The organism is Marmoricola sp. RAF53 (genome assembly GCF_052114005.1).
Lineage (GTDB): Bacteria > Actinomycetota > Actinomycetes > Propionibacteriales > Nocardioidaceae > Marmoricola.
The window spans coordinates 1-22,521 of record NZ_JBFRDX010000002.1 but is presented as its reverse complement, the minus strand read 5'-3'; the positions used below and the strand labels follow the sequence as shown (position 1 = coordinate 22,521).

Here is a 22,521-nt window from a genome sequence, read left to right as displayed (position 1 = left end):
GCGCGGGCGCCCCCGAGGGCCACGGAAGTAGGCTGGACCCGCCATGACCGTGTACCTCGACCATGCGGCGACCACGCCGATCCTCGCCGAAGCCGCTGCGGCGATGACCGCGCAGCTCGGCAGCGTGGGCAACGCCAACTCGCTGCACGCCTCCGGGCGTGCCGCGCGCCGGGTCGTCGAGGAGTCCCGCGAGACCATCGCGCGGGCCCTGGGCTGCCGTCCCGGCGAGGTCGTCTTCACCTCCGGCGGGACCGAGGCGGACAACCTCGCGCTCAAGGGCCTGTTCTGGTCGCGCCGCGCCGCGGACCCGGCCCGGACCCGGATCCTCGCCACCACCGTCGAGCACCACGCCGTCCTGGACCCGCTGCACTGGCTGGCCGAGGAGGAGGACGCCCGCGTCGAGCTCGTCGGCGTCGACCGCCTGGGCCGCCTGGACGTCGAGGCCTTCCGGGCCGCCGTCGAGACGAACCCCGACGACGTCGCCCTGGTCTCGGTGATGTGGGCCAACAACGAGGTCGGCACGGTGCAGCCGATCGCCGAGGTCGTCGAGATCGCGCACCGGTACGGCATCCCGGTGCACACCGACGCGGTCCAGGCGATCGGGCAGGTGCCGGTCGACTTCGCCGCCTCGGGCGTGGACGCGATGACGATCACCGGCCACAAGATCGGTGGCCCCTACGGCGTCGGCGCCCTGCTCGTACGGCGCGAGGTCCAGCTGACCGCGCTCCTGCACGGCGGCGGCCAGGAGCGCGACGTCCGTTCCGGCACGATCGACGCGCCCGCGATCGCGGGGTTCGCGACCGCGTGCGAGCTGGCCGTGAAGCACCAGTCCGAGCTGGCGGTCCGGCTGAGCTCCCTGCGCGACGAGCTGGTCGCGGGTGTGCGCGGCGTGGTGCCGGAGGCGTCGTACAACGGGGACCCGGTCTCCGACGTCGCGCACCGCCTCCCCGGCAACGCCCACCTGACCTTCCCCGGCTGCGAGGGCGACTCGCTGCTGATGCTCCTCGACGCCCGCGGGATCGAGTGCTCGACCGGGTCGGCCTGCAACGCCGGCGTCCCGCAGCCCTCGCACGTCCTGCTGGCGATGGGCTGCGACGACGAGCAGGCGCGCGCCTCGCTGCGGTTCTCCCTCGGCCACACCTCCACGCCGGACGACGTGGAGGCGCTGGTGGCCGCCATCGGGCCGGTCGTCGAGCGGGCCCGCGCCGCCGGCCAGACCTCGAGGTCCGTGCCCTCGTGAGGGTCCTGGCCGCGATGTCGGGCGGCGTGGACTCGGCCGTCGCCGCCGCCCGGGCTGCCGAGGCCGGACACGAGGTGACCGGGATCCACCTGGCGCTGTCGCGCAACCCGCAGTCGTACCGAACCGGCGCGCGCGGCTGCTGCACGATCGAGGACTCGAACGACGCCCGCCGCGCGGCCGACGTGATCGGGATCCCCTTCTACGTCTGGGACCTCTCCGACCGCTTCCACGAGGACGTCGTGGAGGACTTCCTGGCCGAGTACGCCGACGGCCGGACGCCGAACCCGTGCCTGCGCTGCAACGAGAAGATCAAGTTCGCCGCCGTACTGGAGCGCGGGCTGGCGCTCGGCTTCGACGCGGTCGTCACCGGCCACTACGCCCAGCTCCGCACCGGAGCGGACGGGCTGATCGAGATGCACCGGGCGGTCGACGGCGCCAAGGACCAGTCCTACGTGCTCGGGGTGCTCACCCAGGACCAGCTCGCGCACTCGCTCTTCCCGCTCGGCGACACCACCAAGCCGGAGATCCGGGCCGAGGCGGAGCGCCGCGGCCTGCAGGTGGCGGCCAAGCCGGACAGCCACGACATCTGCTTCATCAGCGACGGCGACACCGGCGGCTGGCTCGACGAGAAGCTCACCGAGCGCGGCCACGTGGTGAACCGGGGCGGCGACATCGTCGAGTCCGGGAGCGGCGAGGTGCTGGGCAGCCACGCGGGCTCGTGGCGGTTCACCATCGGCCAGCGCAAGGGCCTGCGGATCGGCACCCCGGCCGCGGACGGCAAGCCGCGCTACGTCCTCGACATCGAGCCCGTCACCGGGACCGTCACGGTGGGTACCCGCGCCGAGCTGGCGGTCACCGGGCTGGAGTGCGTCAAGCCGCTCTGGTGCGGCACCGAGCCGACCGCGCCGCTGGAGTGCACCGTCCAGCTGCGCGCGCACGGCGAGGAGCACCGCGCGGTCGTGCTCCCCGGCGAGCACGGCTTCTCGGTGACCCTGCTCGACCCCGCGTCGGGGATCGCCCCCGGCCAGGCGTGCGTGGTGTACGACGGGACCCGGGTGGTCGGCAGCGGGACGATCGCGGGCACGGCTCGTTAGCGGTGAGCGGCGTCGGTTTCCCAAGGGGAGAGGTGATTCCGCCCGGACAGCCCGATGCTTCGGGCTGGAAGCGTAAGTATCGGGCTGGAGGCCGAACGCCGCCGCGGGCGGGTCGGCCCCTTTCCGCTCAGTTCTTCGGAGGCAGGGGGAAGAACATGCTGGTGCGGGCGGCGTACTCGGGGTAGCCGGGGCGTTGCATCATCGTCTTCTCCAGCAGCTTGGCGCCGGTGGCGAAGACGAGGAAGTAGGTCATCGCGACGGGGGAGAGGATCGTGAGGACGCCGGGCCAGGCGGAGGCGCAGACCAAGAAGATGCCCCACCAGACGCAGGCGTCGCCGAAGTAGTTCGGGTGCCGGGTGTAGCGCCACAGGCCGCGGTCCATCACCGGGCCGCGGTCGGGGTCCCTCTTGTACGCCGCCAGCTGGGCGTCCCCCACGGACTCGAACACGACCCCGAGGAGCCAGAGGGCGACGCCGAGGACGACGACGGCGTCGAGCCCGTCCCCGGCGACGGCCGCGACCTGGACCGGCATCGAGACCAGCCAGATGGCGCCGCCCTGCGGGATCCAGACCCGGACCAGCGGGCCGCCGCGGCCGGAGCCGAGGAGCTCGGTGTAGCGCGGGTCCTCGCCGTGGCCGAAGGACCGCCGCAGGATGTGCCAGGAAAGCCGCAGGCCCCAGAGCGCGACCAGGGCTACCAGCAGCCAGCGCCGCCAGGCCGGGGCCTCGCCGAGGAGCGCGCAGACCAGGGCGACCGCCGCCAGGGCGACTCCCCAGGTGACGTCGACGACCGAGACCCGGCCGGTGACGCGGGCGGCGTACGCGGTGATCGCCATCGCGAGGACGCAGACGACGGCGGCCGCCGCCGTGACGACGAGGAAGTCGGTCACCAGGGACGCACCGCCGGGAGGTCGTGCGGGGCGCCGGGGCGCACCGCGAGGATCTGGTCGACCCCCATCCTGCCGTCCCGGAAGGCCATCCGGCCGCCGACCAGGTAGAGCCGCCAGACCCGCAGGTACTCCTCCGGGACCAGCGTGCGCAGCCGCGGGACCGCGGCCTCGAAGCGCTCGACCCACGCGTCCACGGTGCGCACGTAGTGCTCGCGCAGGGCGTGCACGTCGCGCACCTCCAGGCCGCCGGCCTCCAGGAAGTCGACGGTCTCGCCGACGGGGCGCATCGTCATGTCGGGGGCGATGAAGGACTCGATGAACGGGCCCCCGCCGGGGTGGTCGCCTCCGCCGGTGCCGGCGCGGGACATCTGCTGGACGAGCACCCGGCCGCCCGGCCGGACGGCGTCGTGCAGCACCTCGACGTACGTCGGGTAGTTGGCCTGGCCGACGTGCTCGCCCATCTCGATCGAGGCGACCGCGTCGAACGGCTCCGGGGCGGCCGAGGCGACGTCGCGGTAGTCGCAGAGCCGGATCTCGACCCGGTCCCGCAGTCCGCGCTCGGCGATCCGGTCGTCGATGAAGCGCTTCTGCTCCTCGGCGATGGTGACGCCGAGGACCCGGGCGCCGAAGTGCTCGGCGGCGTACAGGGAGAGCGAGCCCCAGCCGCAGCCGACGTCGAGGAAGGTCTTCCCCGGGGCCAGGCCGACCTTGCGGCAGACCAGGTCCAGCTTGGCGGCCTGCGCTTCCTCCAGGGTCTGGTCCTCGCGGGTCCAGTACGCCGAGGAGTACGCCATGTGCTCGTCGAGGACCGCGGCGTAGAACTCGTTGGAGAAGTCGTAGTGGTGGCTGATCGCCAGCCGGTCCCGCCTCCGGCTGTGCAGCCGGCCCGATACCTGGGCCTGGGAGGCGGGAGCCGGCGGGCGCCCCCGGAGCGCGCCCAGCCGGAGTGCCGTGCGCGCAGCCCGCGCGAACGACGCCGGGCCGGGACGGACCCCCGTCAGCCCGCGCGCCGACACTTCCGACCAGACGTGGCTCAGTGCCGTGTCGAGATCGCCGGCGACGTCGATCTCGCCGGTCACGTAGGCCTGGGCGGCACCGAGCTCGCCCGGGTTCCAGAGCAGGCGGGTGATCGCCTGCGGGGAGTTCAGCAGGACCAGCGGCACCGCGGGGTCCTCGGGCCCGGCCTCGGAGCCGTCCCAGGCGCGCAGCCGGACCGGGAGGTCGCCGCCGGCGAAGGGACGCAGGACGCGCTCGATCTCCTGGGCGGCGCCGGTGGCGGGGGTGGTGGTAGAGGTTGCGGTGGTCATGTCCGTCACGCCATCTCGCCAGGCTCGAGGGCCAGGGAGTCGCGCGTGAACGTGAGCTGCTGGACGTCGATGTAGCCCGAGGCGAAGCCGGCCCGGGAGTACTCCAGGTAGAAGTGCCACATCCGCAGGAAGGTCTCGTCGAAGCCCAGCGCCAGGACCCGGTCGTGCGCCGCCGTGAACGCCTCGTCCCACTGCCGCAGCGTCTCGGCGTAGTGGCTGCCGAAAGTCGTCCGTCCGGCCAGCCGCAGCGCGGTGTGCTCGCGGGTGACCTGGTCCAGCTGCTCGGTCGAGGGGAGGAAACCGCCGGGGAAGATGTACTTGTGGATCCAGGTCCACGTCCGCCGGGTCGCGAGCATCCGGTGGTGCGGCATCGTGATCGCCTGGAGGGCGACCGTCCCGCCGGGCGCGAGGACCCGGTCGATGACGCCGAAGTAGCTCGGCAGGTACTCGCGGCCGACCGCCTCGATCATCTCGACCGAGACGACGGCGTCGTAGGTCCCCTCGACGGCCCGGTAGTCGAGCAGGTCCACCTGGACGAGGTCGGCACGCAGCCCCTCGGCGGCGACCGCGTCGGCGAACCGGGCACGGGCCAGGGCCTGCTGCTCGCTGGAGAGCGTCACCGAGCGGACGGTCGCGCCTCGGCGCGCCGCCCGGATCGCGAGCTCGCCCCAGCCGGTGCCGATCTCGAGGACCCGGCTGCCGGCCCGGACCCCGGCGGCGTCCAGGATGCTCTCGATCTTGCGGCCCTGGGCGGCCTCGAGGTCGGAGCCGGGGGCCGGCGGCGCCAGGGTGACGCGGTGGCCGTCGGTCACCGAGTCGGTGTCGAACATCGCCGAGGAGTAGCTCAGCGTCGGGTCGAGGAAGGTCGCGAACAGGTCGTTCGACAGGTCGTAGTGGTGCGCGATGTTGCGGCGGGTGTTCTGCTCGCTGCCGGTGTGGTGCCGCGGCGGCCGGGCGACGTACGCCGCCCGCAGCTTCTGCATCCAGGCCGGGACGAGCTCGCCGATCTCCGCGCACAGCACGGACAGCGTCGCGCCGAGGTCCTCGGCGTCCCAGGCCCCGGTCATGTAGGACTCGCCGAAACCGATCAGCCCGTCGTTCCCGAGCCGGTTGAAGAACTCGGCGGGACGGTGGATCACCAGGTCCGCGGGCGACCCGTCCAGGGAGACCGTGATGCCGAGGCGGTCGGTGACCCGGAGGAAGATCCGCCGGGCGATCGCGGCCGAGACGGCCGCCTTCGGGCCGTTGCGCAGCGGGCTGATGTCGGCCCACCGGTCCTGGACCGGAGTGACGAGCGTGGAGGTCATCGGACACCTTCTTGGATCTCGGGCTGCGCGTGCGGCGGGCGGGGTCGGACCCGCAACCTGCGGGCCCAGAGCCAGACACCGTGCATTCGGATCAGGACGGCCCCCCGGATTGCCGCCGGGGCGGACCGGAGCGGGCCGGACGCGCTCGCGGTACCCCGCAGCGAGGCGTCGAACACCTCGCCGGCGGCGGTGATCAGGCGGACGCAGATCGTGAGGTCGTCGCCGGGGACGGGGACGACGAGCTCGTAGTGTCCGTCGACGCCGTGGAACGGCGAGACGTACATCTGCTTGGCGACCCGCGCCCGGCCGGCCTCGTCGGGGTGGACCAGGTAGGCGTGCCGGTCGCCGTAGGTGTTGTGCACCTCCACGACGGTGGCGGCGAGGTCGCCGGCGGCGTCGAAGCACCAGAACACGCTGATCGGGTTGAAGCAGTAGCCCAGGGCCCGGGCGTTGGCGGCCATCAGGATCCGGCCACCGGTGACGCGGATGCCTTCACCGGCCAGGAACGCCTCGACGTTCTCGCGGATCGGACGGGCCGGGTCTCCCAGGTGGTCGCGGGCCTCGAAGCGCGCCAGCACCCCGTGGTCGGGGAGCGCGTCGAGGTCGACGAGCCACAGGTGCGTGCGGTTCCGGAACCGGTGCTTGAGCGGGGTCCGCCGGGTGTGCCGGACGACGCTGTCGTAGATCCGCGGCGTGGTCACGTCGTCGTCGCGACGGGCACGGTCCGGAGCGGTCGGCCAGGAGAAGCCGAGCCGCTCGGCCGCCCGGGCCCCCGACCAGGCCCCGTCCTCGTGGAAGCCCCAGCCGTGCCAGGCGCCGGCGAAGACGAGCCGCCCGGAGTCGATCTCCGGCAGCCGGCGCTGGGCCGCGACCGAGGTCGGGTTGTAGATCGGGTGGGCGTAGTCGCGGTGCGCGATCACCTGGTCCGGGTCGACGAGGTCGGCGGCGCCCAGGGTGACGAAGTACCGGGTGCCGTCCTCGGCGACCGGCAGCCGCATCAGCCGGGTCATGTCGTAGGTGACGGTGACCGCCCGCTCCCCGGGACGGTCCCACTGGTTCCAGGACGCCCAGGCCCGCCGGTGGCGCGGCATCACCGTGCTGTCGGTGTGCAGCTGGGCGGTGTTCTGCGAGTACGGCATCGCGGTGAGCAGCTCGCGCTGCAGGTCGGTCGGCTCGGCGAGGATCCCGAGCGCCTGGTCCGGGTGCGTGGCGACGACGACGGCGTCGAAACGGTGCACCACCCCGTTGCCGTCGGTGATCTCGACGCCGTCGGCCGTCTCGGCGAGCGAGGTGACCTTGGTGTCGAGGAGCACGGTGCCGCCGCGGGCACGGAGGGTCCCGGCGACGCGGTCGACGTACACCTGGGAGCCGCCGGTGACGGTCCGCCACTGCGGCGACCCGAAGACGCCGAGCATGCCGTGGTGCTCCAGGAACGAGAACAGGTAGCGGGCCGGGTACTCCAGCGCGATCGCCGGGTCGCAGGACCAGACGCAGGCGACCAGCGGCGCCATGAAGTGCTCCCGGAAGTACGCCGTGAAGCGTCCGGCGGCCAGGAACTCCGCCAGGGTCTGGTCGCCCTCGGCCTCCGAGGTCGCCAGCAGCCGCCGCGCGCGGCGGTGGAAGCGGGGGATCTCCAGCAGCATCCGCAGGTACGCCGGCCGCGCGGCGTTGCGCCAGGTCGGGAACAGCCCGGCGGGCCCGAGCGCTCCCGCCCACTCCAGCCCTCGGCCGCCGTGGGCCTGGTCGGAGCGGACCGACATCGACATGTCCGAGGGCTGCGTCGGGACGTCGAGCTCGGCGAAGAGCCGCAGCAGCGTCGGGTAGGTCTTCTCGTTGTGCACGATGAACCCGGTGTCGATCGCGACCGGTCCCGCGGGCGTCGGCACGGTGTGCGTGTCCGCGTGCCCGCCGAGGCGGCCGTCGGCCTCGAACAGGGTCACCTCGGCGTCGGCCGAGATCACGTAGGCGGCCGTCAGGCCAGCCACGCCGCTGCCGATCACAGCGACGTTCCGGGGGCGCGGGCTCATGCCGGTTGCTCGAAGGCGAACACCGCGACCGGGGCGGTGGTCGGGTGCTCGGAGCCTCCGGCCGGTTCGACCGTGATGCCGACAGCCGTGGCGTCGTCGGCGTTGCCGTCGAGCACGACGGCCTGGTCGGCCGCCCGCGGCATCAGACCGGCCGGCACCATCACGCCGTCCTTCTGGAGCCAGAGCTGGTACACGCTGCCGCTGGGTGCCGGGGGCATGTCGCGGGTGACGAGCGCGGCCTTGCCCTGGGAGACCGAGCGGTAGACCGTCGCCCGGCCTCCGTTCGGCAGGTCCAGCACGACCCGCTTCGCGTCCGCGGCACGGACGATCCGGTCCGCGGCGCTCAGCGTCTCCGAGCTGTCGGAGCCGTTGACCTGCTGCAGCACCACGGCGCCACCGCCGGCGATCACGGCCACGGCGGCAGCGGCCGCCAGGACCCGCGTCCAGCGCGGGCGCCGCCGGGCGGCGAGCTCGTCGGTGGGCCCGTCGGTGGGCCGGTCGGTGGGCCCGTCGGTGGGCCCGTCGGTGGGCCCGTCGGTCTGGCCGAGCGGGGGCAGCGGCCGGACGGTCTTGATGTCGGCGAGCACCCGGTCGCGGAGCGCCGGTGCGGGCGTCGCGGTGGCGAGCTCACCGAGCAGGGTGGCGGCCTCGGTCAGGCTGGCCACCTCGGCGCGGCACTCGGCACACGCGGCGAGGTGCTCCTCGAAGCGCTCCCGCTCGTCGGCGTCGAGCGCGTCGACCGCGTAGGCGCCGGAGAGGGCGTGGATCTCGTGAGGGGTCCCGGATGTGTTCACGACCCAACTCCCATCGCGTCACGCAGCCGGATGAGTCCATCGCGGATGCGGGTCTTGGCTGTGCCGACCGGTAGGTCGAGCAGGGTGGCGACCTCGGTGTGGGTGTACCCCCCGAAGTAGGCGAGCTCCAGCGCCTCGCGCTGGACGACGGTCAGCTCCGCGAGCGCGGACCTGACCCTCCTGGCCTCCATCGACGCCTCCACCGCCTCGGCGGTGGCGTCGTGGTCGACCTGGTGGCTACCGCGGTGGTACGCGGTGTCCTGGCGGCTGACGGCCTCCGCGGCGCGGACCCGGTCCACGGCCCGGCGGTGGGCGAGGGTCATCAGCCAGGAGAGGGCACTGCCCTTGGTCTCGTCGTACCGGCTCGCGGTGCGCCAGACCTGGAGGTAGACCTCCTGGGTGACCTCTTCTGCCTGGGCCCGGTCACGGACGACCCGCAGCACCAGTCCGAAGACCCGCGCCGAGGTCTCGTCGTAGAGCCGGGCGAAGGCGCTCTCATCGCCTCGGGCGGCCTGCCGGAGCAGGTCGGCGAGGGTGCTCGTGCCCGTTCCCCCCGACGCCGGGGCGCCGGAGGGAACGGGGCTGAGGTGCGACACGGTTCAGGTCCTTCTCTGTGTACGTCGTGACCAGTCTGGGTCAGGACGCCGGCATCAGGACAGAGTCGACGACGTAGACGGTCGCGTTCGCGGTCGGGATGTTGCCGCAGAGCACGGTGGCAGGACCGCCGGCATTGTCGACCTTGACCCCGTCCATGGCGTCGCCGGTGACGGTGATCGTGTCCCCGGCGAGGGTCTTGTGCGTGCCGGCGACCTGCTCCGGCGACAGCTTCCCTGCGACCACGTGGTGGGTCAGGATCTTGGTCAGGGTCGGCTTGTCGGCCAGGACCTTGTCCAGGGTGGCCTTCGGGATCTTGGCGAACGCGTCGTCGGTCGGGGCGAAGACGGTGATCGCGTCGGCGGAGTTCAGGGTGTCGCCGAGACCGGCGACACCGACGGCCGAGACGAGGGTCTTCAGCAGCGGGTTGTTGCTCGCCGCGGTGGCGACCGGGTCGGTCGCCATGCCGTTGAACGAGCCCTTGCCGTCGGCCGGGATCAGCTTGCAGCCCGCGCCGAAGGTGTCGGCGCCGGCGTTGGTCATCGCGTCGGCGGCGGTCGAGGGGGTCGGGTCGGCGGCCGACTTGGTGTCGGTGTCGTCGCTGCCGCAGGCGCTCAGGCCGAGGGCGAGGACGGCGGCGACCGTGGCGAGGGCGCCGGTGCGGCGGATCAGGTGCGAGTTCATGGAGGAGGCCTTCCGATGTGCTTCGGGCGGTGGTGCTCTGTCGGGAGTGATTCGGAGCCACGGCCCGGGCGGATGGGGCCGCCACGAGCTTTTTTCTCAGGAGACCGTGACGGCGATCTCCTGGACGCCGCTGGAGCCGTCCGGGAACGAGTTGGCGCGGACCGGGGTCTGCACGGTCCCGTCGAGGCCGGTCGCGCGGACCGCGATCATGTGCGCACCCGGCTTCGCGTCCCAGGCGAGGTACCACTGCCGCCAGTAGTCGACGCCGGCGTCCGGGCCGAGGGTCGCGGGCTGCCACGGGCCGCCGTCGATACGCACCTCGACACCGGAGATCCCGCGGTGCTGCGCCCAGGCGACGCCGCCGATCGCGGTCCGTCCCGCCTTCAGGTCGGCCAGCGGTCGCGGGGTGTCGATCCGGCTGGAGATCTTGATCGGGGCGTCGGTCGCCCAGCCGCGCTTCGTCCAGTACGCCCGCTCCGCGTCGTACGTCGTGACGGTGAGCCGCTCGAGCCACTTGGTGGCGCCGACGAAGCCGTAGAGCCCGGGGGTCACCAGCCGGGCCGGGAAGCCGTGCGCGCGGGGCAGGGCCTGGCCGTTCATCCCGATCGCGACCAGGGCCGGCCGGCCGTCGGTGAGCGCCTGGATCGGCGTGCTGATCCGGAAGCCCTCGACGTCGGTGGACAGCACCTGGTCCGCGTCCGGGGACACCCCGGCGCGGTCGAGCAGGACCTTCACCGGGAGGCCGAGCCAGCGGGCGGCGCCGACGAGCTTGCCGCCGACGGTGTTCGAGACGCAGGTCAGGGTGATGTCGTGCTCCTCGACGGCCATCGCCATCAGCTCGTCGTAGGTGAAGGAGAGCTCGCGGTCGACCATCCCGTCGACGTGCAGCCGCCACGAGTTCTGGTCGACGAGCGGGACGGCGAGCTTGGTGTCGACGCGGTAGAAGTCCCGGTTGGGCGTCCGGAACGGGGAGATCCCGGGGTGCTGCTCCTCCAGCCCCGCCGGGAGCGGGGGCAGGGGGGCCGCGGCGGTCGGCAGGACGATGTCGGAGATGCGGGCGCGGGCCCGCACGATCCACTGACCGGCTCCGGCCGCCGCCGCCGCGCCGAGGAGCGCGAGGCCGGAGCCGATCAGGAACCCTCGGCGCGAGCTGCCGGGCCCGCCGCTCGAGGGAGCCGCTGCGTCGGGTTGTCCTCCCGCGCGACGCAGCGACCGGACCAGGAACATCAGGGTGAGCGGACCGACCACCGCGGCGACCAGGGCGGGCCGCACGTCGCTCAGCGCCGCGTCCGGCCGGCGCAGCGCGGCGGTGGCGGCGAGCGCCACCAGCCCGACCTGGATCGCCACCCCGACGGAGAGCCGGCGGGCGGCGACGACGCCGGAGAGGGCCGCCAGCAGCAGCGTCACCACCAGCACGTTGCCGATCAGGATGGTCTTGTCGGCGGTGCCGAAGTTGCGGACCGCCCACTCCTTGACCGGGGTCGGCGTGGCGTCGATGACGGTGCTGCCGACCGCGAGCACGGGGGAGGACTGCGGGTCGGTCAGGGCGGCGGTCAGGTGCGCCGCGGCCATCCCGAGAGAGGCGGCCAGGACGCCGGCGAAGGCGTGGGCAGCACCGAGGACGGTGGGACGCGGGAGTCGGGGCACAGCAGGGATTCGGTGCCGGGGGCCGGACGGATGGGACCGGGCCGTAAGGTCACGGGGTGACTGTCGCGACCGGGGTGGGTTCGATGCCGGGCGAGGACTTCGCCGAGGCGCTCAGGACGGTGCTCGGCGAGCTGCCGGACCTGCCGTACCTGCCGGAGCTGCCGGCCCGCGGGGCGGTCGCCGCGATGACCGGGCGCACGCTCGCCGTGGTCGCGGAGCTCGGCTTCGACCTGCAGCCCGCGGGATGGCGGCTGACCGACGCGCCGGGGATCGACCACCGGCGCGCGCGTTCGCTGCTGGCCCAGGACCTGGACGTGCTCGAGGAGCAGACCCAGGGCTACGAGGGCGAGCTCAAGGTCCAGGTCGCCGGGCCGTGGACGCTCGCCGCGACCGTCGAACGCCCACGCGGCGACCGGCTGCTCGCCGACTTCGGGGCCCGGCGCGAGCTCGCCCAGGCGCTGGCCGAGGGGCTGCGCGTGCACCTCGCCGACGTGAAGCGCCGGGTGCCCGGGGCACGACTGCTGGTCCAGGTGGACGAGCCCGCGCTCCCGGCCGTCCTGGCGGCCCAGGTCCCGACCGCGTCCGGCTTCGGCCGGCACCGCTCGGTGGACCTCCCGCGCGCCTCCGAGGCGCTGGGCTGGGTGTTCGACGCGGTGCTGGCGTCCGGTGCCGTCCCGGTCGCGCACTGCTGTGCCGCGGACGTCCCGATCGGCCTGCTGCGCGGGGCCGGCGCGCAGGCGGTCTCGCTCGACCTCGCGGTGCTCGCGGCGGCGTCGTACGACGAGCTCGGCACGGCGCTGGACGCGGGGGAGCGGGTGCTGCTCGGCGTCGTCGACTCCGTCGACCCGGTACGCCGCGGAGCCGACCGCCAGGTCGTGGAGAAGGTGCTGCGGCTGCTGGACATGCTGGGCTTCGACCCCGAGGAGGTCGCGCCGCGGCTGGTCCTCACCCCGGCCTGCGGTCTGGCCGGCGCGACCCCCGGATACGCACGGGAGGCGCTGGCTCTCGTGAGAACCAGCGCCTCCGCGCTCTCCGGTGGTTGAGGAAGGCCGAAGGCCTGTCTCGAGACCGGTTTCGTCAACCAGGGCTGGAGGATCTCAGCCCACGTGCACGCCCTCGGGGGCGTCGGCGCCGTCGGTCGCGAGCTCCTCGTGGGACACGTTGAGGAAGATCCACACGATCAGCGAGGCCGTCCAGATCATGAAGGCGCCGACCAGGAAGGCCATCGTGCCGCCGGTCGTGAACGCGGCCTGCCCGAGGATGTGGCCGGAGGCCTCCTTGACGTTCTCCGGCACGGCGCCGCCGCCGACCTTCGCGATCGCCGCACCGAGGTCGGCGAACTTGTCGTTGGTGAAGTGCACCGCGATCGTCGACAGGGTCGCGAGGCCGAGCGCACCACCGACCTGCTGCATGGTGTTGAGCACGCCGGAGCCGATGCCGGAGTCGCGCTGGTCGACGCCGTGGACGGCCGAGAGCGTCATCGGGATGAAGGTCAGCGCCATGCCGAACGCCATCAGGGCGATGAACGGGAAGATCGCGGTCCAGTAGTTCACGGTGTCGCCGAGGTAGACGGTGGTGGTCGGGTCCTTGGCCTGCGCGCCGATCTGCCGGAGCAGGTTGACGGGCGAGTCGTCGACGTTGATGCGGCTGAAGTTGAACAGCGCGACACCGGCCAGGAACGTGCCGGTCCCGGCGAGGAAGCGCGGGTCCAGCCTGGCCATCAGCTTGGACGCGATCGTCGCGCCGATCACCATCGCGAACGGGAACGGCAGGAAGGCGAGGCCGGCCTGCAGCGGGGTGTAGCCCATCACGTTCTGGACGAACAGCGAGAGGAAGAAGAACATCGAGAACATCGCCGCGGGAACGATCATCATCGTGACGAACGCGGTCGCGCGGGTCCGGTTGGTGAGGATCCGCAACGGGAGCAGCGGGTGCTCCACCCGGCGCTCGACGGTGATGAAGAGCGCGAGGAGGCCGAGGCCGAGGGCGAGGAAGATGATCGTGCCCGGGTCGCTCCAGCCGTACTGCTGCTGGCCGGCGCGGCTGATGCCGTAGACCAGGGAGATCAGGCCGAAGGTGCCGGTGATCGCGCCGGGCAGGTCGAGCTCGCCGGGGTGTGACTCGGACTCGGCGAGGAGCTTCGGCGCGAAGTACGCCGCCGCCAGGCCGATCGGGACGTTGATGAGGAAGGTGAGCCGCCAGCCGTCGATGTCGACACCGAACAGCGTCGGGGTCAGGCCGGTGAGCCAGCCGCCGAGGAGCAGGCCGATCGCGGCACCGATGCCGGACATGGCGGCGTACACCGAGAAGGCGCGGGTGCGGCGCGGGCCGGCCGGGAAGTTGGTGGTGATCAGCGCGAGCGCGGTGGGGGAGGCCAGCGCGGCGCCGAGGCCCTGGAGGCCCCGGGAGCCCAGCAGCATCAGCTCGTTCTGGGCGAGGCCGCCGAGGCCGCTGGCGATGGCGAAGATCGTGACACCGGTCATGAAGATCCGGCGTCGGCCGTAGAGGTCGCCGAGCCGGCCGCCGAGGAGCAGCAGACCGCCGAAGGCGAGGGCGTAGCCGGTGACGACCCACTGCAGGCTGCCGGCCGAGATGTCGAGGTCCTTGCCGATGAACGGCAGCGCGATGTTCGCGATGGTGCTGTCCAGCACCACCATGAGCTGGGCGACGCAGATGAGCACGAGCGCCCATCCGAGGTGGGTGTGCCCACCGTTCTGGGACTGCGGGTCGGTCCCGGTGGTGTCCGCCTGGGTTGCGGAGGTGTCGGTCATGAGGTCTTCCTTGCCTTTACTGGTCCCGGTCGCACGAGGGGTGCTGGACGGCCGGGAGGATCACGTGGTCGACGACGCGTTCGATGGTCGCGTCGTCGGGAGGGATGCCGAGGACGAAGCTGCGGTGCAGCAGGATCCCGGCGAGTGCGGGTCCGATGACCTCGAGGTCGACGTCGGCGCCGATCTCGCCGCGTTCCCGCGCGCGCTGGTAGATCGCCTGGGTGACGGCGATCTTGGGGGCGACGAACTTCTCCCGGAACAGGGTGGCGAACTCCGGGTCGGTGGCCACGGCGGTGAGCACGGAGCCCATCACCACGGTGCCGGCCTTGTTGAGCCCGTCGTGCCCGCAGAACGTCGAGAGCAGGTCGGAGCGGAGGGTGCCGGTGTCGTGGTCGCCGATGTGCGGGGAGGACTTGGCCCGGACGAGCGCCTCGACGACGAGGCTGGCCTTGGTCTCCCAGCGGCGGTACAGCGTGGCCTTGCTGGCGCGGGCGCGCTTGGCGACCGCGTCCATGGTGAGCCGGTCGTAGCCGACCTCGGTGATCAGCTCGACGCAGGCGTCGAGGATCTCGTCCTCGCGCTGGCCCTCCACGCGAGGGCGGTTCCTGGTGAGGCTCGTCATCACGATGTGGGCCCCCCTTTCCTGCGATGAAACGGAACGGTTTCGTTCCATCGAGAGACTAGACCGGTCGTGGACCAGTCGCAACTTTCTTTTACGGGCCCGGAAAACGAGAACGAGTTCTATCGCCGCTCAGCCGCCGTCCACATGGTCCGAGAATGCCCGTTTCGGCTTGCGTAACCGCGATTACCTAGCCGCGGACAAGTTTCAGTTCCTTTGTGGTGACCGCCGGTTTTCGACTGCTAGACATCGCCCCGCGCGGGCACATGTGTGTCCGCCGTCACACGTCACTGCTCACCCACGAGGGGCTTGGTAATGCGCGTAGGCAGCACACATCGAACGGCGGCAGGAGGACGCGTGGGGGCGCGTCTCTCGGTCGCCACCGTCCTGGCGCTGGTCGCCGGATCCGTCCTGACCGTGGTCGCCGGCGTACCCGCCGCGACCGCGGCGCAGTCGACGGCGTCCGGCGACAACGTGCCCGTCTGGCAGACCGGGTCCAAGTGGACCTACACCGACGTCATGAACGACTACGACCCCAACGGCACCAACATGAACGTCAACGAGACGATCAGCTACGAGGTGGTCGGCCGGCAGACGTTCCTGGGCCAGGACGCCTACAAGCTCAACGTCACCGGCTCGATCGACGGCTGCTCCGGCCCCGCCGTGAACGGCGGCAGCTCCGCGACCGTCTCGGGCTGCAAGAACAAGTCCGGCACGCAGGGCATCACCGGTACCCGGTACGTCCGCGTCTCCGACCTCGCGCTGCTGCAGGACTACCAGCACATGGACATGACCGCGACCGCCAACGCGGGCATCACGGTCAGCGTCGACATCAGCATCGACATGACCTACACGCCCACCGGCACCGGCTGGAAGATGTTCGACTTCCCGCTCAACGCCGGTGACGGCTGGACCGCCAGCGCCGGGATGGCCTACAACGGCGGCTACTCCTACACCGCGCCGGTCGTCGGCTCGGCCAGCACGCCGTACAACTCGGCGAACAGCGGCGGGCCGCGCACGTTCAGCAACAGCCCGGTGAACGTGACCAGCACGACGGTCAACGCCGCGGGCAACGCGAACCTCCCGGTCAAGAAGATCGTCCAGGGCGACGCCAACGGCCTCTACCGCGAGTCCTACTGGTCCCCGCAGTACGGCAACGAGGCCAAGTTCATCTGGCGCCAGCCGCTGAACGAGGGCCCGGTCTACACCCGGACCAGCACGCTGACCTCGGCGGTGCTGCCGTCCGGCAACGCGATCTCCGCCCCCGCCGTCTACAGCTGCGCCAACAACGTCGCGCTCAGCGGCACCGTGGCCGGCGCAGGAGCCGGGGTCACCGTGACCGCGCGCCTGGACCAGTCGCAGATCGCTGCGGGCCAGGGTGCGACCGCGACGGCGACCACCGGCGCCGGCGGATCCTTCTCCGTCTCGCTGCCGACCGGAGTCGCCAGCGACAACCTGAACAAGACCGGCGCCCAGCCGGCGCGCGCCAGCTGGGGCGTCTTCCTCAGCACCCCGGGCGCCATCGGCGCCACCACGGTCGTGGTCGCCCCGAACACGTGCTCCTCGATCGCCTACACCGGTGCCACCGCTGGTGACTCCGGCTCGTCGGTCACGGTGTCGGCGCAGCTCGCGGTCCCCGCGAGCTCGGGCCTGGCAGCCGGCAGGACGGTCACGTTCAGCCTGTCCGGCGGCGCGTCCGTCGACGCCACCACGAACGCGCAGGGCGTCGCCACGGCGACGCTCCCGGTCACCGGTGGCAAGCGGACGGCGACGATCACGGCCTCGTTCGCGGGTGGTTCCACCATCGACGCGGCTTCGGCCAGCGCGCCCTTCGCGGTGGACCAGGTGCTCACCACGACCGGTGTCGTGGCGAACCCGGGCACCCAGGACGCCAACGAGCCGGTCACGTTCGTCGCCACCGTCACCCCGGACGCCGCGGTGAACCTGCCGGGCACGGTCCAGTTCCAGGTCGACGGCGCCAACTTCGGTGCGCCGGTCGCGCTCTCGAACGGCACCGCGACCAGCGCCGCCTACGTCACGGGTGATCTCGGGTTCCACAACGTGAGCGCCACCTACGCACCCTCCGGCACCGTGTACGTCGGCAGCACGGGTGCCACGCAGTTCCGCATCCGCGCCCCGCGGTCGGCCAGCACCACCACGCTGACCACCTCGGACGCCACCGCGGTCGCCGGCCAGCCGGTGACCCTGTCGGCGCACGTCGGGCACGACGCGGGCAGCGACCCGCTGACCGGCTCGGTCGTCTTCACCGACGGCAGCACCGTGCTCGGCGAGGTCGGGCTGGACGCCAGCGGCAACGCCTCGCTGGAGACCGGTGACCTGGACTTCGGCGACCGCAGCATCGTGGCCACCTACTCCGGTGACGAGCACTACTCCGTCAGCGCGTCGGCGCCGTCCCTGGTGCACGTCGCCAAGGCGGACGTGGACGTCACGCTGACCCGGTCGCCGCAGGTGTCGGTGAGCGGTGAGTCGGTCAACGTGACCGCCACCGTCGCGGCCCAGAGCCCGAGCGTCGGCGTGCCGGCCGGTGCGGTGCAGCTGCTCGTCGACGGCGCCGCCTTCGGCGACCCGGTCGACCTGACCGGCGGGGTGGCCACCTTCCCGGCGCTCACCCACCTCGGTGCGGGCAACCACACCCTGGCCGTGAGCTACCCGGGCAGCAACCGCTACAAGTCGGGCTCGGCCTCCAAGAGCCAGCTCGTCACCCGGGCGGACACCACCACCTCGGTCATCAGCGGTCCCTCGCCCCAGGTCGAGGACCAGACGGTGACGATCACCGCGACCGTGGCCGCCGAGGCTCCGGGCTCCGGCTCGCCGACCGGCAACGTGCAGTTCTTCGCCAACGGCACCAGCATCGGTGCGGCCGCCCTCGAGCAGGTCGACGGCACCAACCAGGCGACCCTGCAGATCGACACGCTCGCGCCCGGCACGTACGACGTCACGGCGTCCTACGGCGGGGACGTGGACTTCATCGCCAGCGGTTCCGACGCCGTCGAGCAGAAGGTGATCCAGGCGACCTCGGTGGTGGCGACCACCACCACGGTGGCCTCCTCGAAGAACCCGTCGACCTTCGGCGAGCTCATCGGGTTCACCGCGCACGTCGTGGCCGAGGACGGCAGCGCCCCGACCGGTGCGGTGCAGTTCTCCGTCGACGGCGCCGAGATGGGCGCTCCGGTCGAGCTCGACGCCGACGGCAACGCCGAGAGCGCGACCTTCGGCTCCCCGGAGCCGGGCGACCACTCCGTGATCGCGGCCTACGTCCCGGTCGGCGGCTACGCCCTGAGCGGAGACGTGCTCACCCAGGAGGTGCACGCGGCCTCCGCGACGGTCGCACTGACCTCGTCGGACGCGCACAGCGACCAGGGCCAGGCGGTCACGTTCCACGCGACCGTCAGCCCGGCCAGCGACGGCACCGGGACCCCGGGCGGCTTCGTCCAGTTCCGGGTCGACGGCTCCCCGGTCGGCGGTGCCGTGGCGGTGAACGGCGCCGGCGAGGCCACCAGCCCGTCGGTCGCCACCCTCACCCCGGGTGACCACGCGGTCACGGCCGTCTACTCCGGTGACCGGCACTTCGTCCCGGGGTCGGCGACGCTCACCCAGCAGGTCGGCCTGATGGCGACCAGCACGGCGCTGACCGCGTCGAGCGCGTCGACCACGTACGGCGGCTCGGTGACGTTCACGGCGACGGTGACCCCGGCGTCCAACGCGCTGGGTGCCCCGACCGGCACGATCGCGTTCGTCGAGGGCGGCACCACGCTCGCGACGGTCCCGGCCGCGGCGGTGGGTAGCACCGCGAAGGCGTCGTTCACCACGGCGTTCGGTGCCGGCACGCACACCGTCAAGGCGGTGTACTCGGGTGCCACCGCGTTCGCCGGCAGCACCTCGGCGCCGACGACGGTGACGGTGGCCAAGCAGGCGACCACCCTCAAGGCCGACGCAGCACTGGTCAAGCTGACCGGTGGCCTGGGGCTGAACCTGGGCTGGCTGCAGGCCAGGCTCACCACCCCGGCCGGTCCGCTGGCCGGTCAGCCGGTCGTGTTCACCATCGGCACCACCACGGTCTGCACCAGCACGACCGACAGCGCCGGTGTCGCCGGTTGCAACGCCCTGCCCCAGCTCCTCGCCCTCACCCTCGCCGGCGGCTACAAGGCCACCTACGCGGGCAGCGCGAACTACCTGGGCTCGTCCGACACCGGAAGCACGATCAAGTGACCGGCGCTACCCGGAGAAAAGGAATCAACGTGCGTAGATTGATCGCCGCGTCAGCGGCTACCGCCACGGCCCTGGGGCTCGCCCTCGTGGCTGCCCCGGCAGGTGCGACCATCACGACCCCGAGCAACGGGGCCACGGTGGGCGGCATCCTCACGATGAACGAGACCGGAGCGACCGACGGTTCCGCGTGCATCTCGGGCTCGGCCCCGCAGACGCAGGTCCGGCTGTTCAACTCGGCCAACACCGCGGTCTTCAACCAGACGAAGTCCGGTACCGGTGCGGCGCTGTACACCGTCGACACCCACACGCTGCCGAACGGCGCGTACAAGGTGCAGACGGACATCCGCAACCGGACGGGCACGCTGTTCTGCGGCAACAACACCGTGACGAACACGGCCAACATCACCATCCAGAACACGGTGGCGTTCACCTACACCGGCCCGACGTCGGCGCCGCAGAACACCACCGTGCCGCTCTCCTTCACGCTCACCGACCCGAACAACGCCAACGCGCCGCTGTCCGGGTTCACGCTGAGCGTGGCGCTGACCGGCGGTGGTTCGGTGACCGGCACCAGCAACGCGCAGGGCCAGATCTCGGTGAACCTGCCGATCGCCGGCCCGCCGCGCTCCGGTGCCACCCTGAGCGTCACGTACGCCGGCACCTCGTTCTGGGCGGCGAAGACGATCAACGTGCCGTTCGACGTGCAGAAGAACGCGTCGACCGCCACGCTGGCGCAGCCGGGGCCGGTGGTGCACGGTCAGCCGACCAGCTTCACGGCGACCGTGGCCGCGGTGACCGGCAGCTCCACGCCGACCGGAACCGTCCAGTTCAAGGTCGACGGCCAGGACTTCGGGTCTCCGGTCGACGTGGGCAGCGGCACCGTGACCTCGCAGCCGACCGACAGCCTGAGCACGGGCAGCCACACCGTCGTGGCGGTCTACTCCGGTGACTCCAACATCTCCGGCCAGACCTCGGCGAGCAGGACGCAGGTCGTCGGCAAGGCCGACGTCCTCACCACGCTGACCCGGTCGCCCAACGGCGGCACGGTCAGCGGTCAGGCCGTGACCTTCACGGCCCAGGTGGCGGCGCAGGCGCCGGGCGCGGGCAACCCGACCGGGGGCGTGCAGTTCAACGTCGACGGTCAGCCCTTCGGCACGGCCGTCGCGCTGTCGGGTGACACCGCGTCGCTGACGGTCAGCAACCTGCAGCCGGGCAACCACGACGTCGTCGCCGTCTACAACGGCAGCGCCGACTTCAACACCAGCTCGTCGGCGCCGCTGACCCACGGCGTGAACAAGGCGAACACGAGCCTGGCGCTGACCAGCTCGGACCCGGCCGCGGTCTCCGGCCAGCCGCTGACCTACACCGCCGTGGTGGCTCCGGTCGCCCCGGGCGCCGGCACCCCGACCGGTCAGGTGCAGTTCACGGTCGACGGCGACGCGCTCGGCGCCCCGGTGAACCTGGTCGGTGGCCAGGCCACCTCGCCGGTGACCAACCTGAAGGTGTACAGCCACCAGATCGCCGCGAACTACCTCGGCGACTCGCGGTTCGGCGGCTCCAACAAGTCGCTGACCCAGGCCATCGCGCCGGCGCACACCACGACGGCCCTGACCACCTCGCCGAACCCGTCGGTGTTCGGTCAGGCCGTGACCCTGCACGCCGAGGTCATCCCGGACGCTCCGGCGACCGGTGGCCCGGAGGGCACGATCCGGTTCCGGATCGACGGCGGCGTCAACAACGGCGGCCAGGACCTGTACGTCGACACGGTCGGCGGCGCGGCGACGGCCTCGATCAGCTCGCTGTCGGTGGGTTCGCACTCGGTCGTCGCGACGTACCTGTCGGGTGACCTGAACTTCACCACCAGCTCCGACAGCGACACCCAGGTCGTCAACAAGGCCGCCACCAAGACGGTGCTGTCCAGCAACGTCCCGACCTCGGTGTTCGGCCAGCCGGTCACCTTCACCGCCGCGGTGTCGGTCCTGGCCCCGGGCGCAGGCGCCCCGACCGGCGAGGTCGTCTTCACCGACGGCTCCACCGTGCTGGCGACGGTGCCGCTGAGCTCGGCGTACCAGGCCACCTTCACCACCGACGACCTGGCGGTCGGCCAGCACGCCATCACCGCGACGTACAGCGGCGACGGCAGCTTCCAGACCAGCAACGGGTCGGCGGCGCAGACGGTGAAGAAGGCGCAGACCACCACGGTGGTGACCTCGTCGAACAACCCGGCCCTCACGGGTCAGGGAGCGACGTTCACCGCGGTGGTGGCCCCGGTCGCCCCGGGTGCCGGGGTCCCGACCGGCACCGTCCAGTTCACGGTCAACGGCCTCCCGGTCGGGGGCGCGCGCACGCTGGTCGACGGGTCGGCCACGAGCACCTCGTTCATCGGGCTGACGCCGGGCACGTACAAGGTCAAGGCCGTCTACAGCGGCGAGACCCGGTTCGCCGGCAGCTCGGGCCTGCTCGACCAGGGCATGGGTCAGACGGTCAACCAGGCCGCGACCTCGCTGTCGCTGTCGACGGACGCCGCCACGCCGGCCTACAACGCTCCGGTGACGTTCACCGCGACGGTGAGCGCGGTCGCCCCGGCGACCGGCAAGCCGTCGGGCGTGGTCCGGTTCTGGGAGGGCGACGTCCTGCTCGGCTCGAACAGCTTGACCCCGGCGTCCTCGGGCAACACGGCCACGGCCGAGTTCGTGTCCAGCACGCTGACCCCGAACGGGCACACCGTCCGGGCCGAGTACGTGGGCAACTTCAACTTCGCCGGCGCCGAGGGTCAGACCTCGGTGTCGGTGGGTCGGGTGCCCACGGTGACCGGGGTCTCGTCCTCGGCCAACCCGGTCACCTTCGGGAGCCCGGTGACGCTGAAGGCGACGGTGTCGGAGTCCCTTCCGGCCCAGGGTGAGCCGACCGGTTCGGTCACCTTCAAGGAGGGCTCGACCGTCCTGGGTACCGGCACGATCAGCACGGTCGGTGGCGAGCAGGTGGCCACCGCGACSGTGTCGGGCCTGACCGGTGGGGCGCACGCGATCACCGCGGTCTACTCCGGTGACACGGTGTTCGCGAACAGCACCTCGGCCTCGTTCACCCAGAACGTGAGCCAGCAGGCGACGAAGATCCTGCCGGGTCWGCCGTCCTACGTCGCCGGCGAGGGGATCCCGGCGAAGAACGGGTACGTGCGGGCCAAGCTGGTCGACGCCTCGGGTGCGCCGCTGGCGGGCCGGACGATCACCTTCACCAACAAGCCGACGGCCACCCGGCCGGCCTACGTGCTCTGCACCGCGGTCACCGGAGCCGACGGCATCACCGGAGCCGACGGCA

15 protein-coding genes are annotated in these 22,521 nt (G+C 72.3%); 5 read left to right on the top strand and 10 right to left on the bottom strand.

The features are described from left to right. The first annotated feature begins 43 nt into the window (after positions 1-43). Both AB4Y76_RS01810 and mnmA read left to right on the top strand, forming a co-directional pair. The gene (locus tag AB4Y76_RS01810; RefSeq protein ID WP_441921787.1) at positions 44-1,240 is read left to right on the top strand and encodes a cysteine desulfurase family protein; all 1,197 of its coding nucleotides are present in this window, start codon (positions 44-46) and stop codon (positions 1,238-1,240) included. Further along, positions 1,237-2,334 (top strand): tRNA 2-thiouridine(34) synthase MnmA, encoded by a 1,098-nt coding sequence (gene mnmA, locus AB4Y76_RS01805; RefSeq protein WP_441921786.1) that lies wholly within the window; start codon positions 1,237-1,239, stop codon positions 2,332-2,334. The genes AB4Y76_RS01810 and mnmA overlap by 4 nt, the downstream gene beginning before the upstream one ends. Before the next feature lie 127 nt (positions 2,335-2,461). Here mnmA and AB4Y76_RS01800 read toward each other — a convergent pair whose 3' ends face one another. The 8 genes from AB4Y76_RS01800 to AB4Y76_RS01765 form a co-directional block, all read right to left on the bottom strand. Then, on the bottom strand, positions 2,462-3,223 hold the full coding sequence (locus tag AB4Y76_RS01800; RefSeq protein ID WP_441921785.1) for a DUF1295 domain-containing protein: 762 nt from the start codon (positions 3,221-3,223) through the stop codon (positions 2,462-2,464). Continuing rightward, a complete protein-coding gene (locus tag AB4Y76_RS01795; protein ID WP_441921784.1) occupies positions 3,220-4,530 on the bottom strand; it encodes a class I SAM-dependent methyltransferase in 1,311 nt (436 codons plus the stop codon). Before AB4Y76_RS01795 ends, AB4Y76_RS01800 begins: the two co-directional genes overlap by 4 nt. Before the next feature lie 5 nt (positions 4,531-4,535). Beyond that, positions 4,536-5,837 carry a class I SAM-dependent methyltransferase gene (locus tag AB4Y76_RS01790; protein WP_441921783.1) on the bottom strand — a complete coding sequence of 434 codons (1,302 nt, stop codon included), beginning with the start codon at positions 5,835-5,837 and terminating at the stop codon, positions 4,536-4,538. Beyond that, positions 5,834-7,864: an FAD-dependent oxidoreductase gene (locus AB4Y76_RS01785; RefSeq protein ID WP_441921782.1), complete on the bottom strand. Its 2,031-nt coding sequence runs from the start codon at positions 7,862-7,864 to the stop codon at positions 5,834-5,836. The genes AB4Y76_RS01790 and AB4Y76_RS01785 overlap by 4 nt, the downstream gene beginning before the upstream one ends. After that, positions 7,861-8,658, bottom strand: a complete 798-nt coding sequence (locus AB4Y76_RS01780) for an anti-sigma factor (protein WP_441921781.1) — start codon at positions 8,656-8,658, stop codon at positions 7,861-7,863. Before AB4Y76_RS01780 ends, AB4Y76_RS01785 begins: the two co-directional genes overlap by 4 nt. Continuing rightward, positions 8,655-9,254 carry an ECF RNA polymerase sigma factor SigK gene (gene sigK, locus AB4Y76_RS01775; RefSeq protein ID WP_441921780.1) on the bottom strand — a complete coding sequence of 200 codons (600 nt, stop codon included), beginning with the start codon at positions 9,252-9,254 and terminating at the stop codon, positions 8,655-8,657. The genes AB4Y76_RS01780 and sigK overlap by 4 nt, the downstream gene beginning before the upstream one ends. Before the next feature lie 40 nt (positions 9,255-9,294). Further along, on the bottom strand, positions 9,295-9,936 hold the full coding sequence (locus AB4Y76_RS01770; RefSeq protein ID WP_441921779.1) for a fasciclin domain-containing protein: 642 nt from the start codon (positions 9,934-9,936) through the stop codon (positions 9,295-9,297). Between the two features lie 96 nt (positions 9,937-10,032). Continuing rightward, positions 10,033-11,583, bottom strand: a complete 1,551-nt coding sequence (locus AB4Y76_RS01765) for a molybdopterin-dependent oxidoreductase (RefSeq protein ID WP_441921778.1) — start codon at positions 11,581-11,583, stop codon at positions 10,033-10,035. 56 nt (positions 11,584-11,639) lie between these two features. Between AB4Y76_RS01765 and AB4Y76_RS01760 the strand changes: the two genes are divergently transcribed. Continuing rightward, positions 11,640-12,626 carry a methionine synthase gene (locus tag AB4Y76_RS01760; protein ID WP_441921777.1) on the top strand — a complete coding sequence of 329 codons (987 nt, stop codon included), beginning with the start codon at positions 11,640-11,642 and terminating at the stop codon, positions 12,624-12,626. 54 nt (positions 12,627-12,680) lie between these two features. On the opposite strand, the gene AB4Y76_RS01755 is transcribed toward AB4Y76_RS01760, so the two are convergent. Beyond that, positions 12,681-14,354: an MFS transporter gene (locus tag AB4Y76_RS01755; protein ID WP_441921776.1), complete on the bottom strand. Its 1,674-nt coding sequence runs from the start codon at positions 14,352-14,354 to the stop codon at positions 12,681-12,683. Between the two features lie 16 nt (positions 14,355-14,370). Then, the gene (locus tag AB4Y76_RS01750; protein ID WP_441921775.1) at positions 14,371-14,946 is read right to left on the bottom strand and encodes a TetR/AcrR family transcriptional regulator; all 576 of its coding nucleotides are present in this window, start codon (positions 14,944-14,946) and stop codon (positions 14,371-14,373) included. Positions 14,947-15,330: 384 nt separating this feature from the next. On the opposite strand from AB4Y76_RS01750, the gene AB4Y76_RS01745 reads away from it, so the two are divergent. Beyond that, a complete protein-coding gene (locus AB4Y76_RS01745) occupies positions 15,331-19,203 on the top strand; it encodes an Ig-like domain repeat protein (protein WP_441921774.1) in 3,873 nt (1,290 codons plus the stop codon). Between the two features lie 86 nt (positions 19,204-19,289). Further along, a partial coding sequence (locus tag AB4Y76_RS01740; RefSeq protein ID WP_441921773.1) for a beta strand repeat-containing protein occupies positions 19,290-22,521 on the top strand: 3,232 nt, incomplete at its 3' end.

Excerpts from the sequence above, each read along its gene's own strand:
- AB4Y76_RS01810 (WP_441921787.1), top strand. The coding sequence starts at position 44 with ATGACCGTGTACCTCGACCATGCGGCGACCACGCCGATCCTCGCCGAA.
- AB4Y76_RS01795 (WP_441921784.1), bottom strand. The coding sequence starts at position 4,530 with ATGACCACCGCAACCTCTACCACCACCCCCGCCACCGGCGCCGCCCAG.
- AB4Y76_RS01790 (WP_441921783.1), bottom strand. The coding sequence starts at position 5,837 with ATGACCTCCACGCTCGTCACTCCGGTCCAGGACCGGTGGGCCGACATC.
- AB4Y76_RS01785 (WP_441921782.1), bottom strand. The coding sequence starts at position 7,864 with ATGAGCCCGCGCCCCCGGAACGTCGCTGTGATCGGCAGCGGCGTGGCT.
- AB4Y76_RS01770 (WP_441921779.1), bottom strand. The coding sequence starts at position 9,936 with ATGAACTCGCACCTGATCCGCCGCACCGGCGCCCTCGCCACGGTCGCC.
- AB4Y76_RS01755 (WP_441921776.1), bottom strand. The coding sequence starts at position 14,354 with ATGACCGACACCTCCGCAACCCAGGCGGACACCACCGGGACCGACCCG.